A 17,651-nucleotide genomic window follows, 5' to 3' on the forward strand; every position below is an offset into this window, starting at 1 on the left:
CGGAGGAGATCCTGATGCGACAAAACCTCATTCCGGCGATCTCGACCCTTGCGGTCGTCTCGCTGCTGGCAGCCTGCGGTGGCGGGGCGGGCGGCCCATCGGGTGGTGGCGGGAAGATCAGCGACGACAAGATCGTGCTCGGCGTCATCAACGACCAGACCGGCATCTACAGCGAACTGTCCGGCCCGAACGCCGTCAAGGCGATCGAGATGGCCGTCGAGGACTTCAAGGCCAAACACGGCGACGACGCGGTCAGCAAGAACATCGAGGTCGTGGTCGCCGACCACCAGAACAAGCCCGAGGTGGCGAACACCAAGGCGCAGGAGATGTACGACCGGCAGAAGGCCGACGCCATCTTCGATGTCCCCACCTCGTCGGCCGCGCTCGCGGTCGCCGGACAGGCCCAGGCGAAGGAGAAGCTGTACTTCAACATCACCGCCGCGACGACCGCGCTCATCACCGACATCCACTCGCTCGGGCCGGACGCACTGGCGGGCACCCGGTTCACCGACGCCTGGTACTGGAACTTCGACCAGCAGAACCGCGAGTGGGCCGACAAGTTCAAGGAGAAGACCGGAGTCCGGCCGTCGTTCGCCCACGCCGGGAACTACTCGGCGGCGATGAACTACCTGGAGGCTGTGCAGGCCGCCGGCACCGACGCGTCGAACGACGTGGTGAAGAACCTGGAAGGCAAGGAGATCAACGACTTCTTCCTGCGCAACGGCAAGATCCGGGCCGAGGACCATCGCGTCGTCCACGACGCCTATCTGGCCGAGGTGAAGCCGAAGAGCGACGTCAAGGAGGAGTACGACTACGAGAAGATCGTGACCACCATTCCTGCGGACAAGGCGTTCAAGCCGGTGTCCGAGAGCACCTGCAAGATGGACCAGGGATGACCGACCTGCTCCAGCACGCGTTCAACGGACTCGTCAACGGCAGCTTCTACGCACTGCTGGCACTGGGGCTCGCGGTGATCTTCGGGATGCTCGGGGTGGTCAACTTCGCCCATGGCGCGTTCTACATGCTCGGCGCGTTCGGCGCTTTCGTCCTCCTCAACGAAGCCGGCGTCAACTTCTGGGTGGCTCTGGTCGTGGTCCCGTTCGTGCTCGGCGGAGTTGGGATGGTGCTGGAGCGCTTGCTCGTACGCCGTCTGGTCGCGTTGGACCCGCTGTACAACTTCCTGCTGACCTTCGGCCTGACCCTGATCTTCCAGGACCTGCTGCGGATGAAGTACGGCTCGCAGCCCCAGCCGTATCCGCAGCCGGACGGATTGCAGGGCTCCGTCGACCTCGGGCTGTTCGGCTTCCCGGCGTACCAGGTCTTCGTGCTGGTGTTCTCCGTGCTCGTCTCGCTGGGCGCCTGGTTGCTCCTGGCCCGGACTCGCGTGGGCATGATCATCCGCGCCGCGACCGAACGGAGCGAGCTGACCAGGGCGATGGGCATCGACGTCGGACGGTGGATCTCACCGGTGTTCGGGTTCGGCATCGCTCTGGCCGCCCTGTCCGGCGTACTGGCCGCTCCGATGCGGGCCGTCAGCCCGTTGATGGGCGCCGACCTGATCATCCTCGTGTTCGCGGTCGTCGTCATCGGAGGCCTCGGGTCGATCTTCGGATCGGTCGCCGCCGGATTCCTGATCGGCATGCTGCAGGCTCTCGGCAACGTGTACGTCCCCGGACTGGCGACCACGTCGGTCTTCATCCTGATGGCCATCGTGCTGCTGTGGCGGCCGGCCGGTCTGTTCGGCCGTGAGGAGGCTGCCCTGTGACGGTATTGACGATCCGCAAACTGGCCGCGATGCCCCGGTTCTGGAGACTGGCCGCAGTACTCGGCGGGCTGGTGCTGGCGCTCGCGCTGCCATGGCTCATCTATCCGCCAGTGGCGATGGACATCATCGCCTGGGCGCTGTTCGCCGTCGCGCTCGACCTGCTGCTCGGTTTCACCGGTCTGCTCTCGTTCGGACATGCGGCGTTTTGGGGCAGTGCGGCGTACACCGCGGGCACGATCGCGATCGAGACCGGCATGCCCTTCCCGATCGCCGTACTCGGAGGCTCGGTCGTCGCGATGGCGCTGGCGGTGCCGATCGCGGTGCTCGCCGTACGCCGTACCGGTATCTACTTCGCGATGGTGACCCTGGCCTTTGCCCAGATGGTGTACTTCCTGGCGAACCAGTGGAGCTCGGCGACCGGTGGCGAGAACGGCCTGCAGGGCATCCCGAAGAACTTCTTCGGGCTGGACCTGTCCGACCCGTTCTACTTCTACTACGCCGGGCTGCCTATCGCGCTGATCGGCCTGGCGATCGCCTGGAGGGTCGTGCACTCGCCCTTCGGCCGCGTCCTCGTCGCGATCCGTGAGAACCCGGCGCGGTCGAGGTCACTCGGGTACCCGGTGGACCGATACAAGGTGATGATCTTCGTCATCTCGGCCGGATTGTCAGGGATCGCCGGCGGCCTGTACGCGATCAGTCACGGCTTCGCCTCGCTCCAGGAGGTGTACTGGACGACGTCCGGCAAGGTCGTGATCATGACAGTTCTCGGTGGTATCGGAACTCTGTGGGGCAGTGTGATCGGCGCCGCCCTGATCGTCCAAGTCGAGGACTTCGTCGCTACCTCGGGGATCAGCGTCGGTCCACTGCACGTCACCGGACCTGGATTGATCACCGGTCTGATCTTCGTCGGCGTCGTACTTCTCTTCCGCCGGGGAGTGTGGGGATCCGTCGCGCACCTGCTGCGCAACCGCCGCGGTGTCTCCGACACACGCACACTCCTCAGCGGTGCGACGGCGCCGGCCGTCGCCGAGCACGAACCAGTCACCGCACCGAAGCAGTGAGTCCACAAGTTCAGTACCGAACCTCCTATCGGTTGGCCCGAGACGAAGCGGGCGTCGATCATTTGATCGGCCGTCCACGCTGCAGAGGGAGACTGCCAACAGCACATGCCGCGCCGCTGACAATCTGCGACCGTCAGCGGTAGATCATCCGCCGAGCGGGTAGGGAATCAGTTGTCGGCGTCTCGCGGCTTTCGCGCTCCCGCGCGATGACTCGGAGCGCGATGATGAACATCGTCAGCCCGGTCAGCATCAGCAGGATCATGTCCCTTCGGTCGAATCCTCCTTGGGGTGAGGCTGCTTTATCGCTACAATTCTTGTAGCGTAAATCGTGACAGATTACTCCCGGAGGACTGGACCCATGCCCCGCAGCTCCACCGGCCGCGGCCGACCCCGGCTCGAGTCGACCGACCAGCGCATCATCCAAGCGGCACTCGAGCTACTGCGTCTGAAGGGCCCAGCCGCAATCAACATCGATTCGGTCGCGGCCCGATCCGGCGTGGCACGTACGACGATCTACCGCCGCTACCGCAGCCGCGACGAACTGATGCGCACGACCATGGAGCACCTCGTCGACCCCGCTCCACTGCCACCCGAACTCCCGGTCAGGGAAAAGCTGCGATGGGTTCTCGACCGGATCAGCGACATCCTGGAGAACCGAATCGGACCGGGCGGCACCGCCGCTGTCATCGCCAACAGCGATCCCGACTTCACCTCGGCCCTCCGGGCACGCTTCGCATCCCGGCTGGGTACGCTCACCGACCTGGTGAACGCCGACGTCGCGGAGGGTCGACTCGAGGCAGACGTCGACGCCGACACGTTGCTCGGCCTCCTGATCGGTGCCTACCTGGCCGAGGTCCTCAGATTCGGATCGCCGCGACACGGCTGGGCGGACCGCGTCCTCGAACTGCTGACTCCCGCTGTGACCCCACCCTGACACGGCCACCCGCCGCTGCCACTCGCCCAAGCCACCTGGTGGACCGAGCATCGTTCTGCCTGGACGACTGCTGTGTCCGTCGGTGTCGATGAGCGTATCGTCGAGTGTTGACGAGTCGGAGGTTGAACAGGGAGGCGGCTGTGACCGGACAGCGGATGCCCGCCGCGTTCCTCGGTCACGGCAACCCGATGAACGCGTTGACGCGCAACCGCTACACGGAAGCGTGGCGAACGTTCGGCGAGTCGGTACCGCGCCCTCGTGCCATCTTGGTGGTCTCTGCCCACTGGTACACCAACGCGACCGCCGTCACGGCGATGCCTCGACCGCGCACGATCCACGACTTCTACGGCTTCCCCCAGGAGCTGTTCGACATCGAGTACCCGGCGCCCGGCTCGCCGGAACTGGCCGAGCAGGTGGCCGACGTGTGCAAGCCGACTTGGGTAGGCCAGGACATCGACAGCTGGGGCATCGACCATGGCACCTGGTCGGTCTTGCTGCACGCCTTCCCGGATGCCCAGATACCAGTTGTCCAGCTGTCGCTCAACGCATTCAAGGACTTCGACCACCATCTGGAGCTCGGGCGCAAGCTCGCACCCCTGCGAGACGAAGGCATCCTGATCGTCGGCAGCGGCAACGTCGTACACAATCTTCGCGCGGTCGACTACCGCCAACCCGAGACCGGCTACGACTGGGCGCTTCGATTCGACGACGTCGCACGACAGACCCTGGAGAACTCCCCGAACGAAGTCGCTGCCCTCGACGGTCACCCGGACTTCGCCCGGGCAGTGCCGACCCCCGACCACTATCTGCCGTTGCTGTACATCGCCGGACTCGCCGACGGCGAACCGCTCGAGCAGCTTGTCGACGGCCACGCGGCCGGCTCGATCTCCATGGCGGCGTACACCTTGGGCCTCAAGTGCGACACCAGCGCCACCACCGGTGCAGGTCCGGCCGCAGAGCTACCCGAGGACTTGCAGGCCATCGACAGCAATCTCTGACCACTTACGCGAGTCCCGGTGCCGGACACTTCGTGGACCCCGCTACGGAGTGACGATCTTCAGTGGCCTGCCACAGCCACTGGCCGCCACAGCCCGTTGGCCACTGCCACTCGCGGAGATGTTCCAGTACTACGCCGAGAACCACGAACAGTTCACCGGCGACCGCGACCTCACAAAAGGTCCGCGAGCTCAACCCAACCCTCCAGTCCTTCGCCGACTGGCTCGCTAAGCACAAGGGCGCGCTCAAATCACTGCAAAGCTGACCGACAGCACGTTCCACCCTGGCGGGGGGGGGGCCGCCCCCCCCCCCCCCCCCCCCCCCCCCCCCCCCCCCCCGCACACCCCCCCCCCCACCCCCCCCCCCAGCCCCCCCGCCCCCCCCCCCCCGGGGGGGGGGGGCCCCCCCCCCCCCCCGCGACAGAACCGACCGATCCATACCCATCGACTCGCGACAATGACCAGGGTTTGGCAGCAGTCCACGAAGCAGCGACGGAGCAAGTTCCGACGACTCGGCCCTGAGCTCGTGACCACAGGGCAGCGGTGCCTGGCCGGGCTTCCCGACATGGACCACACCCAGCCGGAGAAGCTGCTGCGCGGCCAGGGCGCCATCGCGATGGCCGAGGCCGTCGAGGCCGTCCGCTCCTGAGAAGCAGCGCGGCGGCGTGTTCGGTATCGCCCAGCAGATGGCGACCTGCCTCGGCTCCAGCCGCGTCGCGCCCTGGGTCAACCCTGGCCCGACCCCGCGGCCGGAGTTCAACCCGCACCAGCTGGTACGACGCGGCGGCACCCTCTACAGCCTCTCCCGGGAAGGCGCCGGCAACGCCGGGCCGCTCGTCACCGCGCTCACCGTCGCCGTCGTCAAAGCCGCCGAGGACTACGCCACCACCTGCCCCGGCGGCCGCCTCCGCGGTGGCATGCTCTGGTTCCGTGGGTCGTTCTGGGATGAGTGGTCTGCGCCGAGCGGGACAGGGCGGAAGACGTCACTGCTGGCGTGCAGCTCGAGCTCGTGCGCCGCGACGATCGGATGGTGAAACATCGGAGGAACCATGAATGCAGTGGTGCGCCGGGCAGATCCGGTCCGAGACGTCGATCGACAGACCAGGCGCGGGGCCCGCAACCCGCGGCGCGGGGCGTCATCAGCGCTCATCGCAGCGCGCGAGCGGGCACATGCACCCCGACGCCGGGTAGGGTCTGCTCTCGGCCGGACGAGCGAGTCCGGCGGGGAGGAAGGAACACCAGATGTTGCGTGCCGGGGTTGCCCTGCTCGCCGTACCACTGCTGGTCAGCTGCGGCAGCTCCGCTGAGCAGAGCGTCGCGCCACCGACGGCATCGCCGATAGTCTCGGCGGCTCCCGCATCACCGGCGCCAACTCCTGCGGCGACGCCGTCACGAGCCGCATCGCCGCGGCCGACTGCCACGCCGCGACAGGACGATCTCGCGCGGCTGGTCGTCCGATCCGCCACCTTCACCAGACGATCCTCTCGGGACTGGGATCGGGAACGGGTCGGTCCGTTCGACGCCGAGCGGTTCGTCAGCAAGCTGTCCGGGACGCCGGAGGAGGATCGAAAGCTGCTCGCCCGGACCGGATTCGTCCGCGGCTACGTCAGTATCCGCATGTCGTCCGACGACCGACGACTGGTTGTGTACTTGTACCGGTTCCGTTCTCATGAGGGCGCGGTAACCCTCCAGGACCGCTTCTGGGACCAGTACGAGCACGGCGATACGTTCACGGTTCGGGGAATCTCCCGCACCTGGACGGATTCAGGACTCTTCAAGAAGTCGTCTCCCACCCGCTTCACGGCAACTGCGAACGCGAACTTTGTCGTCGGCAACGTCCTCGCCCAGGTGTCGGTGACCGAGTCAAGCGAGACCAGCGAAGGCCTCCGCCCCGACACCCAACTCGCCGCCACCATTTCGAAACTCCAGCACGATCTCCTCAAGGCCGCCGGCTGATCCGTCAACCGCAGCGGATGGCCGCGGAGACATGCGCGCAGGTCCTCGCCGGGTGCGAGCAGGCGGGGGCCGGACGGCTGTGCGCCGGCCAAGCTCGGCTCTCCGCAGACTGTTGCTGAGAGCACCTTCGAGCGGTTGAAGTCCCGTCGTGCTACCCTGCCGGATGGCTCGACACCTTGACGGCACCGCGTTCTCCAAAGATCCTCCAATCCCCAGCATGGTCGTAGCAATGATGGTGGCCTCCTCGGGCTCGCACTCTTCGTGGGTCGATGCGCAAGGTGCGCAGAAAGAGACGGCCGCTGGGCTGACGCGGGTGTTGAGAAGCGATCGTTTCTTAACACCCCGACCCGACAACCCGGCTGATGTCGATGTCCGAAACCGTCTGCACGGGTCCAGCGCTGCGAAGTGCCGGTTGCAGGCGAGTGCGAGTCATGGCGGTGTACCGAAGTGGCCTGCGTTGGCGTCACAGCTCGTGACTGTTGAGGCAACACGGACCAGGATGCATCCCAGGACGTGTACATCCTGTCTAGGGCCCGACGACAATGGGCGGCCGCTCTACCCCGCCTTCAGGTCGAGGCCGATGCCGGACGGGGCCAGTAGGGTCAGCTGGTTGTAGTCGATGGTGTAGGAGACCGCGGGCCCGAGGGTGGCCAGCATTGCGGCCTGGACCTCGGCGGTTTCGGATGTGCAGGTGTGGGCGGTGGTGGCGACGTCGCTGAAGCTCAGTTCTGTGTTGTTGCGGGTGATGGTGCCGGAGAGTTCGTTGCATCCCGTCCAGCCGGTCAGACGCTCGCCGTCGAGGGTGATCCAGGCCTGCTCCGCGTGATAGCGGTGGTGGCGCACGTCGGCGTTGGTGATGGTGGTGACGACCTCCCACCTGATCCCGTCGAGCGGGAAGTCGGGTTCGGCGACCTTCCGGTCCAGCAGCGTGATCGTCGTACCGCCTGAGGTCAGGGTGAGCTCGTCACCGTTCAGCCGCCAGGAGGGTTTGCTCGTCAGGAATGTCTTCAACCATTCCTCCTGATCCCGTAGCGGCGGTTGGCAGCCGACCTGGGTGCCGCCGAGTCCGTCGATCCACAGGCTCCCGTCGGCCAGCAGTTCGCCGGCTGCGACGGCTGTGCCCATGCGGTTGCAACCGACGTGCGCTCGCACGACGTCGTACACCCGTGGCCCGTCCGCGTTCTTGTTGGGCACTCGCGCGAACTGGAGCCGGATACGCGTCTTCGGCACCAGCTGCTTGGGTTCGCCATCCTCAGTGACTGCGGTGGACAGATACGCCTTGCCCATCGGCGTACTGGCCGATCCGTCCAGTCGCCCGATCGCGGATCGGAACTCGCGCAGTCGGTCCAGGAGTACGCCGGCCCCGCCGGCCGCCTGGTCCTGGATACCTGACCGGTGTAGGGAGAACCGGCCGTCCGGTTCGACGCGGATCATCGTGCTGGCTCCGTATGTGGGGACCTGCTCGCGGAGGTGGTCGGCGTCGATGATCACGGTTTCGGCCGGGAACTGCGCACGGGCTTCGGCGGCGGAGGCGGCCGGAGCTTCGCCGGTCCGGTTGGCGCTACTTCCATACAGGAAGGGGAAGCTCGTCCACAGAAACGCCAGTCGCCCCCAGGAGCCGTCGAAGAACAGCATCCAGCCGTCCTGGATGGCCGGCGCCAGCCACTCGGGCATCGTCGGGTCCGACCGAATCGGCGCCAGCACGGAGATTCGCTCGGCGAGAGCGAAGTCGATCGCGGCGAGAGTGTCGGTCCCGACGTCGAGGTACCGGAACAGCTGATCGTGCGCGGCTTCCGAGTGGACCGAGATTCCGACCGGCTGGTCGACTGGGCGATCCTTCAGACGATTGATCGCACGGGCATCACGAGCCACCACGCCGTACGTCATCGGACTGGGCCTGGTCACCACAACAGCCACACCACCACGCAGTACCTCAACCGCCCGAAGTTCCGCACGATCGAGCTCAGGCAGGTCCATCTCCGACATACCCCAAGTATCGGCTGGGTGAAGGCGGGCGGACCATCGCGGGAGGGCAGCAGAAGATGCCGCTCGCAAGCTATGGGGTCCTGGCTGGACGGTTCCGGCGCCGCCAAGTTGGGCCGCAATCACCTTCGACAACGCGTACGTACCGGATCGGTCGATGCGAGCCGACCGGCTCGTTCCCCCCGCTCACCCGGGCGACACCACCGACCTCACCGGGATCGCTCCCGCGGTGGTCATCACGCCCGAGCTCGACCGGTTGCACGCCGAGGGCAAGCGGTACGCACGACGGCTGCGCGAAGCAGGCGCGTTGGTCGAGCATGTCGACGTCCCACAAGCCGATCACGGATATGACATGAACGACGCCGACAAGGCCTGCCAGAGCTACGCACTGATCGCCCGCTACGTCAGAAGCCACTGAACGCGCCGCTTAGGAAGTGGTCAGAACATGGTGTTGTCGTTCTGGGAGGTCGGTGGTACGACCTGGAGGACGTCCCAGTGTTCGACGATCTTTCCGTTCTGGTCGAAGCGGAAGATGTCGATGCCCGCATAGTCTTCGTCGGGCCAGGTCTGGTGGCAGTGCACGACGACGTGGTCGCCTTCGGCGAAGGCGCGCTTGTAGGTGACGTGCTTGCCGGGGTACTCGGCCGCCATGCGCTCGAAGTAGTCGACGAACGCCTGCTTGCCGTCGCCGACATGCGGATTGTTCTGGACGTAGGTGTCGCCGACGTACCGCTCGATGGCCTCGCCAGGGCGGCACTCGTTGAACATCAGGTCGTGGCCCCGAGGCATCCGATGCCTCGGGGCCACAGAGTTGAGCCCTTCTTCAGCGTCAGTGGCGGCTACCGATTCAGGACGTTGACAACCGCGGTCGCCTTGACCGAGGTTCCAGCAACGGTTCCGAGCACGATGAACCAGCCCTCCTTGCCGACCATGTCTGAGGTAACTGGTTCCCAGGTCACATCGACCGATCCGGTCGTGCCGTCACTGTAGACGGCCTCGGTCTGGGCAGGCAGCGATGGAAGGTCGCCGACCTTGGTATCGACGGCAACCGACTTGAAATCGACGATTGCCTTTGGCTTCTGTACCTCGAACACGCCGAACTCGGCCAACCCGCACTCTGCACCGCTCGGGTTGTTGTAGGTGTTGTCCGGATCGATGGTGAATTTCACCCAGCTTGTCTTGACGGGAGTGTCGAGTGTCACGATGTTGTCCGGCTGGCCGTCCCATTTGAGTCCGGTGATCGTCTTGCTGCCGCCTTCCCACTCCAGCACGCCTTCGACGATCTGGTTGACGTCATGGCCGCGGTCGACCAGGTTGACGCGGTCGATCTCCACGGGTGACGGGAACTGGAGCTTGATCCACGGGGTCCGGTCGGTCTGCTTCGCGGCCCAGGACGTAGCTTTGTTGCCGTCCGTCGCCTTCGTCCCCAGGTAGCGGTCGTCCTGGTTGTTGCCGTCCGGGACACCGTTTCGGTCGCGGACGGAGGAAACCGTGACCGTGGCCGTGGCCGCGATATTGCTGCTTTGGGCCACGATCGTCGCCGGGCTGGATTCCACTGCCACTCCGTCCAGGGTCACGACCGCTTTGGCGGTCGCCTGGAACGCGGTGGCGACAGGTTCCTTCAACACGATGGTGTTGCTTCCCGGTACGGCTTGCAGTCTGTTGTCGCTGAGCACGTACTCGGTCTTTGCCTTCGACAGGTTGGCCTTCTCGCCGGTGCTCAGAGTTCCCTCGATCGATCCGACGATTGGTTCGTTCACCTCGATGGAACTGCTACTCAACGCGAGCTTCACGCCTTTCAGGAACACCGGGAAGGACATCCGTCCGTCCGCATCCACGTCGACGTAGACGTAGTCGCCGGCGCGGTAGCCGCCCAGCTCCGCGGTGACGTTGATCCGTGCCCTGCCCGCCCCGGCCGACGACAACACCTTGTCCGCACCGACGGTCACGACGGACGAGGTGTCGCTGGTGATCGTGAGCTCGGCGTCTTTCAGGTCAACAGGTGCACCGAGAAAGGAGGAGCCCTTCACGTCGATCGTTGCCGTCTGGCCGTCCGCGGCGGCTTGTGGGTGAAGCTCGAGAGTGCCCAGGGCCGTCAGGTCTCGCAACGACTGCAGTCGGACTTCGAGTACGTCGATCGGACTGCCGTCCTGGCCGCCACCCGGGAAGGAGATTCGGACGTACCGGGCGTGCACGCTGGGCTTCGCGGGATCGACCGGATAGTTGTAGTACAGGCCTTCCTGTTCCCACGCATACAAGGTTGTGTTGCTGCGCGGAACAGCCAGTGTGTTCCTCGAGGTCGGCAGCCCGGCGCCGGACAATGTGGTCGTTTCGTTGCCGGTGGTCCAGTGGGAGCCGTCGGCGCTGTACTCGATCTTCACCTTCTTCGGCACGTTGTAGTACGTGACGTTGTCGGCGTTCGGCATGTGGTGGTTGAAGAAGATGTTGACCCGCGAGAGGTCCTGCATCGTGCGCAGGTCGTAGGTGATGCTCGGATTCTCATCGCCTGCCGGCGCCCGCCACTTGGCGAGGTTGCCGCCGGTCGTGTCGTTGATCGTTCCGTCGGACAGCAGCCTCGCATGGCCGGTGTCGGTGCTCACCTTTGGCGTAATTCCGGCGGCGGAATTGGCGGCCGGAAGCAGCGTGATGTAGTTCCGGGTCGACGTGTAGGTCTTCCCGTTCACCGTGACGTCGGCCCAGTAGCTGTACATCGTCGGGCTGGAAACAGTGCCGGTGAACCGCATCGTGTTGCCGTTGACAACGAACGGAGTTCGGTCGGCGGGCACCTCGGTGACCACGACCTTCCCTGTGGGGTTGTCACGCTTGCCGTCGACCGTCGCATAGTGGTACTTGACGTTCGAGGCGTCGAGGATGTCGATCTCGCCGCCCTTCTGGGTGAAGCCCTTGAACGTGACCGGAATGTCCTTGTTGGTCGGGAACTCTCCCCAGAACTGCGCACCGTTGGTGAACATGTTCACGCCGACAACGGGAAGGGTGGTCGAGATCGCACGGTTGTGCACCTTGACCGGATAGGTGTCGGTCCGGACCTGCGGCGGATTCACGCCGTCGTCGTAGGTTGCCGTTGCGGTGATGGTCGCGGCGCCGTCACCAACGGCCGTGACCAGGCCGGTTGCCGCGCTGACAGTCGCGACCTGCTGGTTGTCGCTCGTGAATTTGAGCCGGGCCGGCGCGAACACGTTCGTGTAGTTGTTCATGTAGCTCTCGGCGCGAAGCTGCAGGGTCTCCGGCGAGGTCTGGCTGCTGAAGAGCTTGACGCTCGTCAGCTTGTAGTTTCTGACCGGGTTCTGCGTCGAAACCTTGAGGACGGTGTCAACGGGATCGGCGACCAGGTCGCTTGTGTCGATGGAAATGTAGTACTTCTCGTTCACCTTGGCCGTGGTGAAGGGCAGCGCCACACCCTTGTTCAGCCACTCGACCTTGTCGACCGGATAGTCGAACGGCCCGATCTGGCGCAGCTCGGCCTGACCGGTGAATCCCGTCTTCGCGACGCCGGCGATCTGGTTCTTGATCATGTGCATGTAGACGTACTGGTCGCGGGCCATGGCGTAGCCCCAGTCCGGCCCTTGGCCGTGCGCGATCGCCTTTTGCGGGTCGGTGTACCAGCCGGGCTTGAGGGTGTAGTCCATGGTGTACGGCGTGGTGCCGTACATCGACTCGCGCAGATCGGGTCCGCGCTCGTTGTCCATCCACCTCACGATCGAAGTCCGCATGTCCGACAGTTGCTGCGAGGAGATCGGCACCATCGAGAAGATGTTCGTGTTGTCCAGGTTGCTGCTCAGATTGTCCATGCCCCGGGTCACGGTGATGGACGAGTCGTAATTCATGACATAACCGTGACCGTACTGGTTGATGAGTTCCTTGGTGGCTTCGATCCAGTTGTCACGTTCGTTGCCCTTGGCGTACTGCGTCCAGACGTCCAGCGCCGTCGTGTACGGGTCGTTCCATTCCTCGTGGGCAACCTTGCGGCCTTGCCGGAGGATCCCGGTACGCCAACCGCCATCGTTGTACGGCTCGCTGTTCCAGAACGGACGCTCGTACAGGGTGATGTCCTGATCGCCGGTCTGCGCGTTGGGGTTCGAGTCGATGAGCACCCGGTCGTTGTAGTTGCGGGCGGAACTCCACGCGACGTCGGGGTTGGAATAGCTCTCCGGTCCCCCGTCGGCGAACACGTACCACGGGTCGTATCGGGCGACCAGACCCTGGATGTCGCTCTCGAGGATCTCGGATCCTTCGTACAGCGACGACACGTACACGCCGAACTTCAACCCGTAACGCTCTGCAGCCTGCTTGGCCTGCATCACCCGGTCCCGCACGTGCCAACTGCCGTCGGCGGCCTGGAACAGAGCGTTGTACTTGTACAGCTTGTTGCTGTTGTCCGGGGTCAGGTTGGCGTTCGGCGATGGCCAGTAGTAGATGGTGTTCTGCAGGCTCTCGGTCGACAGCAGGGTCATGCCCATCTCTTTGGCTGTCTGTGCCCAGTCGTCGTAGTTGAAGTTCGGGTCGTACAGGTTCGGCATCGTGCCGGTCGTGTGGGACAGGGCCGACATCTTGCCGTCGATGAACCAGTCGACCGGGTTCTTCTTGACCGTGATGGTGTACGGCTTCGTCGTCGTGGCGCCGTGGCCATCGGTCACCTTGACGGTGAACGTGTAGTCCTTCTGTGATGCGCCGTGGGCGCCGTCCGAGACGGTGCCCCCGATGTGACCGTCGGATGCGAGCGTCAGGCCGGGCGGCAACTGGCCACCGGCAAGCGTCCAGGTGTAGCCGGGACTCCCGCCGGCCGCCTGGAAGGCGAAGGGAGACGCCTGCGGCGCGATGCTCGACGTGTTCCGGTTGCCGTCGATGGTTGCCACCATCCCGACATACGGGTTCTCGTCGTAGGCGTACGGCAGCGTGTTGGACGGGTAGTCGTTCGCCGGGACGTCCGCGTTGCGCGCGTCGAACGCGCTCCGGTCAACGCTCAGCCCCTCGGTGACGATGGTCAGCTGATCGTTGGCCACGTTCGGTCCGGTGACCGAGTACGTGAGCCCGGAAACAGTGTTGCCGGAACCGTCGCTGAGCCTCGTATAGAAACCAAGGAAATTCTTTCTGGTACCAGGGTTCTTGTGCTGCATCTCGATCAGCAGCTTGTTCCAGCCCTGGTGCAGCTGCACCGGGTATCTCGTACCGCCCTTGCCGACCCGGCTTGGGACGCGGTCCTGTTGCCCGACCGCGGCGTCGTTGGCGAAGAGCCGGTACAGACCCGATCCACCGACCTGCCACTGAACTGTTTGCGCGACAGGACTGTAGACGTAGCTTGCGGCCAGAACCCACTTGTCGACGGTCGGCCGGCCCTGCTTGACGTCGAAATAGCCCATCAGGTCGTTGTAGTCGTCGTAGTTCCGGTTGAAGATGCGGTCGTCGAAGTACTGCCAGGTGGATGTTTCGCTGCCGTTCGGACCAACCAGGGACGTGCCCAGGGCGGGAACGACGGGAGCAGCAGACTGCTCCACCACCGGATCGGTGTAAGGACCCGACACCGCCCACTGGTTCAGGTACGGCGCGTTTCCAGTCGTCTGAGCCGCACGGGCCTGCGGCCCAGACAGAACGCTGCCGGCGGCCGCAAGTGCGAGCACAATCGCAGCTGCCACGACGCCGGGCAGGATCTTTCGTCGTCTCCTCACGCTACCTCCTTGTTTGTCGAGATAATCGATGCCCGACCGCCGGGGACCTCGCCAGCCCATCCCGACGGTCGACTCTCGGGATTCTTCTTGAGCGGTGCGCCGCCTATTGATGGCAGCGGTCAACTGCAAGACCCAACCGCCTCACGACGTCAGCGAAACCACGGTGCCGGTGCGCCGCGCCTCCTCGGCTGCGAACACCACCCGGTGGCTCGCCATGCTCTGAGCAATGCTCGTCGAGAGCGCCTCGGGCGTGGCATTTCGAAGCGCCGAAATGAACTCCTCGACCAGCCCGGCGTCGCCGCCGCCGTGCCCACTCGCCGCCGCAAAGCCGAGCGCGTCAGTGTCGTACTCGGTGGTTTTTAGCGTCCGGAAGTCGTACACGCTGATCATCTGCCCGTCGCCGGTGATGTGCCCGGCGGTGCCGAAAATGCGAGTCTTGCGGTTCGCGGCCTCACAGAAGGCCGAGAGCGTGAAGCTCGCGAGCCGCCCGTCAGTGAACTCGAGTTGCACGGTCTGGTGGTCGACGACGTCGTTGTCGCAGAGATACGCGCATCGCCCCCACGAACCGGTTTCGAGCGCCCGGTCGATCGCCTCCGGCGCCACCTCACCCGCCATGACGAGCGCGTTGTACTCCTCGGGCGAGCCCGGGTTGTTCAGCCCGCTGCGATAGAACCGCACCGCCGAGTAGGCACAATCCGGTTCGACCGCACAGCTCACACAGCGGTCGGACGCTCCGGTCGGACGCGACTCTGGCCGAAAATGCCCGAGCGATCCGAATGACGTCACCCGCTGAACCGGCCGACCCATGATGTAGAGCAACCAGTCGATGTCGTGACAAGACTTCGCCAGCAACAGGCTGTTGGTGTCGGCCGACCGACGCCAGTTGCCCCGCACAAACGAGTGCGCGAAGTGCAGGTGCCCGATCGGCTCGAGGTGCTCGATCTGCATGATGTCGCCGATGGCGCCGCTGTCGATAAGTTCACGAAGTTTCCGCGTGTACGACGTGTACCGCATCACGTGGCACACGGTGATGCTGACACCGTTCTCGGCGGCAGCGGCCTCGAGGTCGTCGCAATCGGCCTGACTCGTCGCGATCGGCTTCTCGAGCAAGATGTCGTAGCCCGCCTCGGCCAACGCCACGCTCGCCTCGCGGTGATCTCGATCGAGCAGGCTCACGATGACGGCGTCAGCGATGCGCGGTTGCGTGAGGAGTTCGCGCCAGTCCGAGAAGACCTGCGCAGTCGGAAATTGGCTGATGACGCGGGCCGTCGTCGTCGGGTTCGGCTCGGCAATTGCCACGATTTCGACGCCGGGGATCGCGGCTGCGGCCGTCGCGTACGCCTGCCCGCGCATTCCGGCTCCAGCCACGGCAAGACGGATGCCTCGCGCCGAGGCGCGGAGACGATTATCCCTTTGTTGCTCCACCGAGCAATCCCTTCACAAAGTATTTCTGCAAGAAGATGAACAAGATGAGAATCGGAATCGTGGCGAGCACCATGTACGCGAACACCGCGCCGTAGTTCGAGACGTGTTCGCTGATTTGGCGGTACATGCCGACGGTGATGGTGCTTCCGTTGGCCGGGCCAAGAATGATCAGCGGGGTAATGAAGTCATTCCACAGGCCGACCGCAACGAAAATGATGACGCTCGCGCCGGCGGGGCTCAGCAATGGGAACACGATCGACCAGAACGTACGGACCGGTCCAGCACCATCCATCGCCGCGGCCTCTTCGAGCTCTTTCGGGATGGTTCGCATGAACCCCGTGAACACCAGCACGCCGAACGGCAGGCTACCGGCCACGTAGAGCAGGATCAGCCCGAACACCGAGCCAATCAACCCAAAATCTCGCATCATGCGCAGCAACGGGAGCAACGTCGTGGCGGGCGGGATCATGAGGCCTAGTGGAATGATGACCCACAGCATCTTGGCGAACCATCCGGTTGACCGCACCATGTAGTGCGCCATCATCGCAGCGATCATGGTCGAGAGCAGGGTGCCGACGACGGTGATTTGAACACTGTTGATCAGGCCGGTCCAGAACAACCCGTCCGGGCGGGTGAGGACATCGACGAAGTTTCGCCAGGTCAACGGCATGGTCGGTAGGCCCGGGTACCGGTAGATGGCGTCCTGCGTCTTGAACGCGTTCAGGACCATGAGGTAGATCGGGTAGATGAACAGAGCAGTCACGACCAGCGCGATCAGCGTGCGCGTCAGCCCAGCGCGACCGGCTTCGATCTGGCTGTTGATCTGCCGACGGCCCCGGGGAGTAGGGCCGGTGCCGGCGGCGCCTCCGCCGCCGCTGGTGCGGCCGGTGCCGGCGCTCGTGCGGCTACCTATGCCGGTGTCCACGGTCACAGGTCCACCTCCCTGCGGCGCATAATTCGAATAGAGAGCAACGAGATCGCAGCGATGATGAGGAACATGACAGCGGCCTTTGCGGCGCCGTAGCCCACCGCACCGGCGTCGATACCGGTTCGCACGACGTCGAATGCGAGCGTCGAGGTCGTGCCGACGCCCGGCCCGCCGTTCGTCATGACTTTGACCTGGTCGTAAATCTTGAATCCGCCGATCATCGACAGGACGGTCATGATGGTGACCGACGGGGCAAGCAGTGGCCAAGTGATGGTGCGGAACCTCCTGAGGGGCCCAGCACCGTCGATCGAGGCGGCCTCGAGCAGTTCCTTCGGAATGCTCTGCAGCCCGGCGAGGTACAGGACGACGCACGTGCCAACGGCCTGCCATGCGGTGATCCATCCAACGCTGTACAGCGCGAGCGACGGATCAGAAAGCCATCCGGGCGGGTTGGTCACCCCGAACGACCGCAGCGATGCGTTGACCAACCCGTCGTCTTTCAGCATCTGTTGCCAGATCACCGCGACGACCACCGACGACAAGATGACGGGAATGAAGAACACCGCACGCATCACGTTGAACGCCCACCCCACGCGGTCGAGCAGAACGGCAATCCCGAGGCCAAGCGCGTTCGGCACGACGATGCAGATCAGGGCAAGGATCACCGTGTTCTGGAGCGTCTGCAAATAGGCCGGATCGGTGAACAACCGACCATAGTTGTCGAACCACACGAACGATGTGGTGGGTCTGTAGGCGTCCTCGTTGGTGAAGCTCGACCAGAGCGCGACCAGCAGTGGCCAGAGGACGAACACCGCGTAGAGCACGGCGCCGGGGAGCGCAAACAAGAGGAAGTGAAGAGGATTGCGCGGAGCCGACTGGTGCTTTTTCTGCGTTTGCATACGTGAGGCCTTTTCGCGACG

General features: G+C 64.7%; 16 protein-coding genes. 9 read left to right on the plus strand and 7 right to left on the minus strand.

Annotated features, from left to right (window positions below; genetic code table 11):
* The first annotated feature begins 14 nt into the window (after positions 1-14).
* From ACIBGM_RS06175 to ACIBGM_RS06185, 3 genes are read left to right on the plus strand one after another with little or no spacing between them, the layout of a single operon-like run.
* Positions 15-896, plus strand: a complete 882-nt coding sequence (locus ACIBGM_RS06175) for an ABC transporter substrate-binding protein (protein ID WP_396384653.1) — start codon at positions 15-17, stop codon at positions 894-896.
* Positions 893-1,765, plus strand: coding sequence for a branched-chain amino acid ABC transporter permease (locus ACIBGM_RS06180; protein WP_360538097.1), 873 nt, complete (start codon positions 893-895; stop codon positions 1,763-1,765). Before ACIBGM_RS06175 ends, ACIBGM_RS06180 begins: the two co-directional genes overlap by 4 nt.
* Positions 1,762-2,826, plus strand: a complete 1,065-nt coding sequence (locus ACIBGM_RS06185) for a branched-chain amino acid ABC transporter permease (protein WP_396384654.1) — start codon at positions 1,762-1,764, stop codon at positions 2,824-2,826. Before ACIBGM_RS06180 ends, ACIBGM_RS06185 begins: the two co-directional genes overlap by 4 nt.
* Before the next feature lie 133 nt (positions 2,827-2,959).
* Here ACIBGM_RS06185 and ACIBGM_RS06190 read toward each other — a convergent pair whose 3' ends face one another.
* Positions 2,960-3,088, minus strand: coding sequence for a hypothetical protein (locus tag ACIBGM_RS06190; RefSeq protein WP_396384655.1), 129 nt, complete (start codon positions 3,086-3,088; stop codon positions 2,960-2,962).
* A gap of 96 nt (positions 3,089-3,184) precedes the next feature.
* Here ACIBGM_RS06190 and ACIBGM_RS06195 point away from each other — a divergent pair, with 96 nt between their 5' ends.
* From ACIBGM_RS06195 to ACIBGM_RS06215, 5 genes are all read left to right on the plus strand, one after another.
* The gene (locus ACIBGM_RS06195; protein ID WP_396384656.1) at positions 3,185-3,760 is read left to right on the plus strand and encodes a TetR/AcrR family transcriptional regulator; all 576 of its coding nucleotides are present in this window, start codon (positions 3,185-3,187) and stop codon (positions 3,758-3,760) included.
* Positions 3,761-3,900: 140 nt separating this feature from the next.
* The gene (ygiD, locus tag ACIBGM_RS06200) at positions 3,901-4,758 is read left to right on the plus strand and encodes a 4,5-DOPA dioxygenase extradiol (protein WP_396384657.1); all 858 of its coding nucleotides are present in this window, start codon (positions 3,901-3,903) and stop codon (positions 4,756-4,758) included.
* A gap of 454 nt (positions 4,759-5,212) precedes the next feature.
* The gene (locus ACIBGM_RS06205) at positions 5,213-5,404 is read left to right on the plus strand and encodes a hypothetical protein (protein WP_396384658.1); all 192 of its coding nucleotides are present in this window, start codon (positions 5,213-5,215) and stop codon (positions 5,402-5,404) included.
* Between the two features lie 16 nt (positions 5,405-5,420).
* Positions 5,421-5,789, plus strand: coding sequence for a hypothetical protein (locus ACIBGM_RS06210; protein ID WP_396384659.1), 369 nt, complete (start codon positions 5,421-5,423; stop codon positions 5,787-5,789).
* A 208-nt stretch (positions 5,790-5,997) separates the two neighbouring features.
* On the plus strand, positions 5,998-6,711 hold the full coding sequence (locus tag ACIBGM_RS06215) for a hypothetical protein (protein WP_396384660.1): 714 nt from the start codon (positions 5,998-6,000) through the stop codon (positions 6,709-6,711).
* A gap of 555 nt (positions 6,712-7,266) precedes the next feature.
* Here ACIBGM_RS06215 and ACIBGM_RS06220 read toward each other — a convergent pair.
* Positions 7,267-8,697 (minus strand): META domain-containing protein, encoded by a 1,431-nt coding sequence (locus tag ACIBGM_RS06220; protein WP_360534991.1) that lies wholly within the window; start codon positions 8,695-8,697, stop codon positions 7,267-7,269.
* A 118-nt stretch (positions 8,698-8,815) separates the two neighbouring features.
* Here ACIBGM_RS06220 and ACIBGM_RS06225 point away from each other — a divergent pair, with 118 nt between their 5' ends.
* Positions 8,816-9,112, plus strand: coding sequence for an alpha/beta hydrolase fold domain-containing protein (locus tag ACIBGM_RS06225; RefSeq protein WP_396384913.1), 297 nt, complete (start codon positions 8,816-8,818; stop codon positions 9,110-9,112).
* A gap of 20 nt (positions 9,113-9,132) precedes the next feature.
* Here the strand turns inward: ACIBGM_RS06225 and ACIBGM_RS06230 are convergent, their stop codons facing one another.
* From ACIBGM_RS06230 to ACIBGM_RS06250, 5 genes are all read right to left on the minus strand, one after another.
* Positions 9,133-9,483 carry a nuclear transport factor 2 family protein gene (locus ACIBGM_RS06230; RefSeq protein ID WP_396384661.1) on the minus strand — a complete coding sequence of 117 codons (351 nt, stop codon included), beginning with the start codon at positions 9,481-9,483 and terminating at the stop codon, positions 9,133-9,135.
* A 50-nt stretch (positions 9,484-9,533) separates the two neighbouring features.
* On the minus strand, positions 9,534-14,378 hold the full coding sequence (locus tag ACIBGM_RS06235) for a discoidin domain-containing protein (protein ID WP_396384662.1): 4,845 nt from the start codon (positions 14,376-14,378) through the stop codon (positions 9,534-9,536).
* Positions 14,379-14,519: 141 nt separating this feature from the next.
* On the minus strand, positions 14,520-15,803 hold the full coding sequence (locus ACIBGM_RS06240; RefSeq protein WP_396384663.1) for a Gfo/Idh/MocA family protein: 1,284 nt from the start codon (positions 15,801-15,803) through the stop codon (positions 14,520-14,522).
* Complete coding sequence (locus tag ACIBGM_RS06245) at positions 15,784-16,734, minus strand: carbohydrate ABC transporter permease (protein ID WP_396384664.1); 951 nt, start codon at positions 16,732-16,734, stop codon at positions 15,784-15,786. Before ACIBGM_RS06245 ends, ACIBGM_RS06240 begins: the two co-directional genes overlap by 20 nt.
* Positions 16,731-17,630 carry a sugar ABC transporter permease gene (locus tag ACIBGM_RS06250; RefSeq protein WP_360535005.1) on the minus strand — a complete coding sequence of 300 codons (900 nt, stop codon included), beginning with the start codon at positions 17,628-17,630 and terminating at the stop codon, positions 16,731-16,733. Before ACIBGM_RS06250 ends, ACIBGM_RS06245 begins: the two co-directional genes overlap by 4 nt.
* Between the last annotated feature and the right edge of the window lie 21 nt (positions 17,631-17,651).

This window comes from Kribbella sp. NPDC050470 (assembly GCF_044458365.1).
Classification (GTDB): Bacteria; Actinomycetota; Actinomycetes; order Propionibacteriales; family Kribbellaceae; genus Kribbella.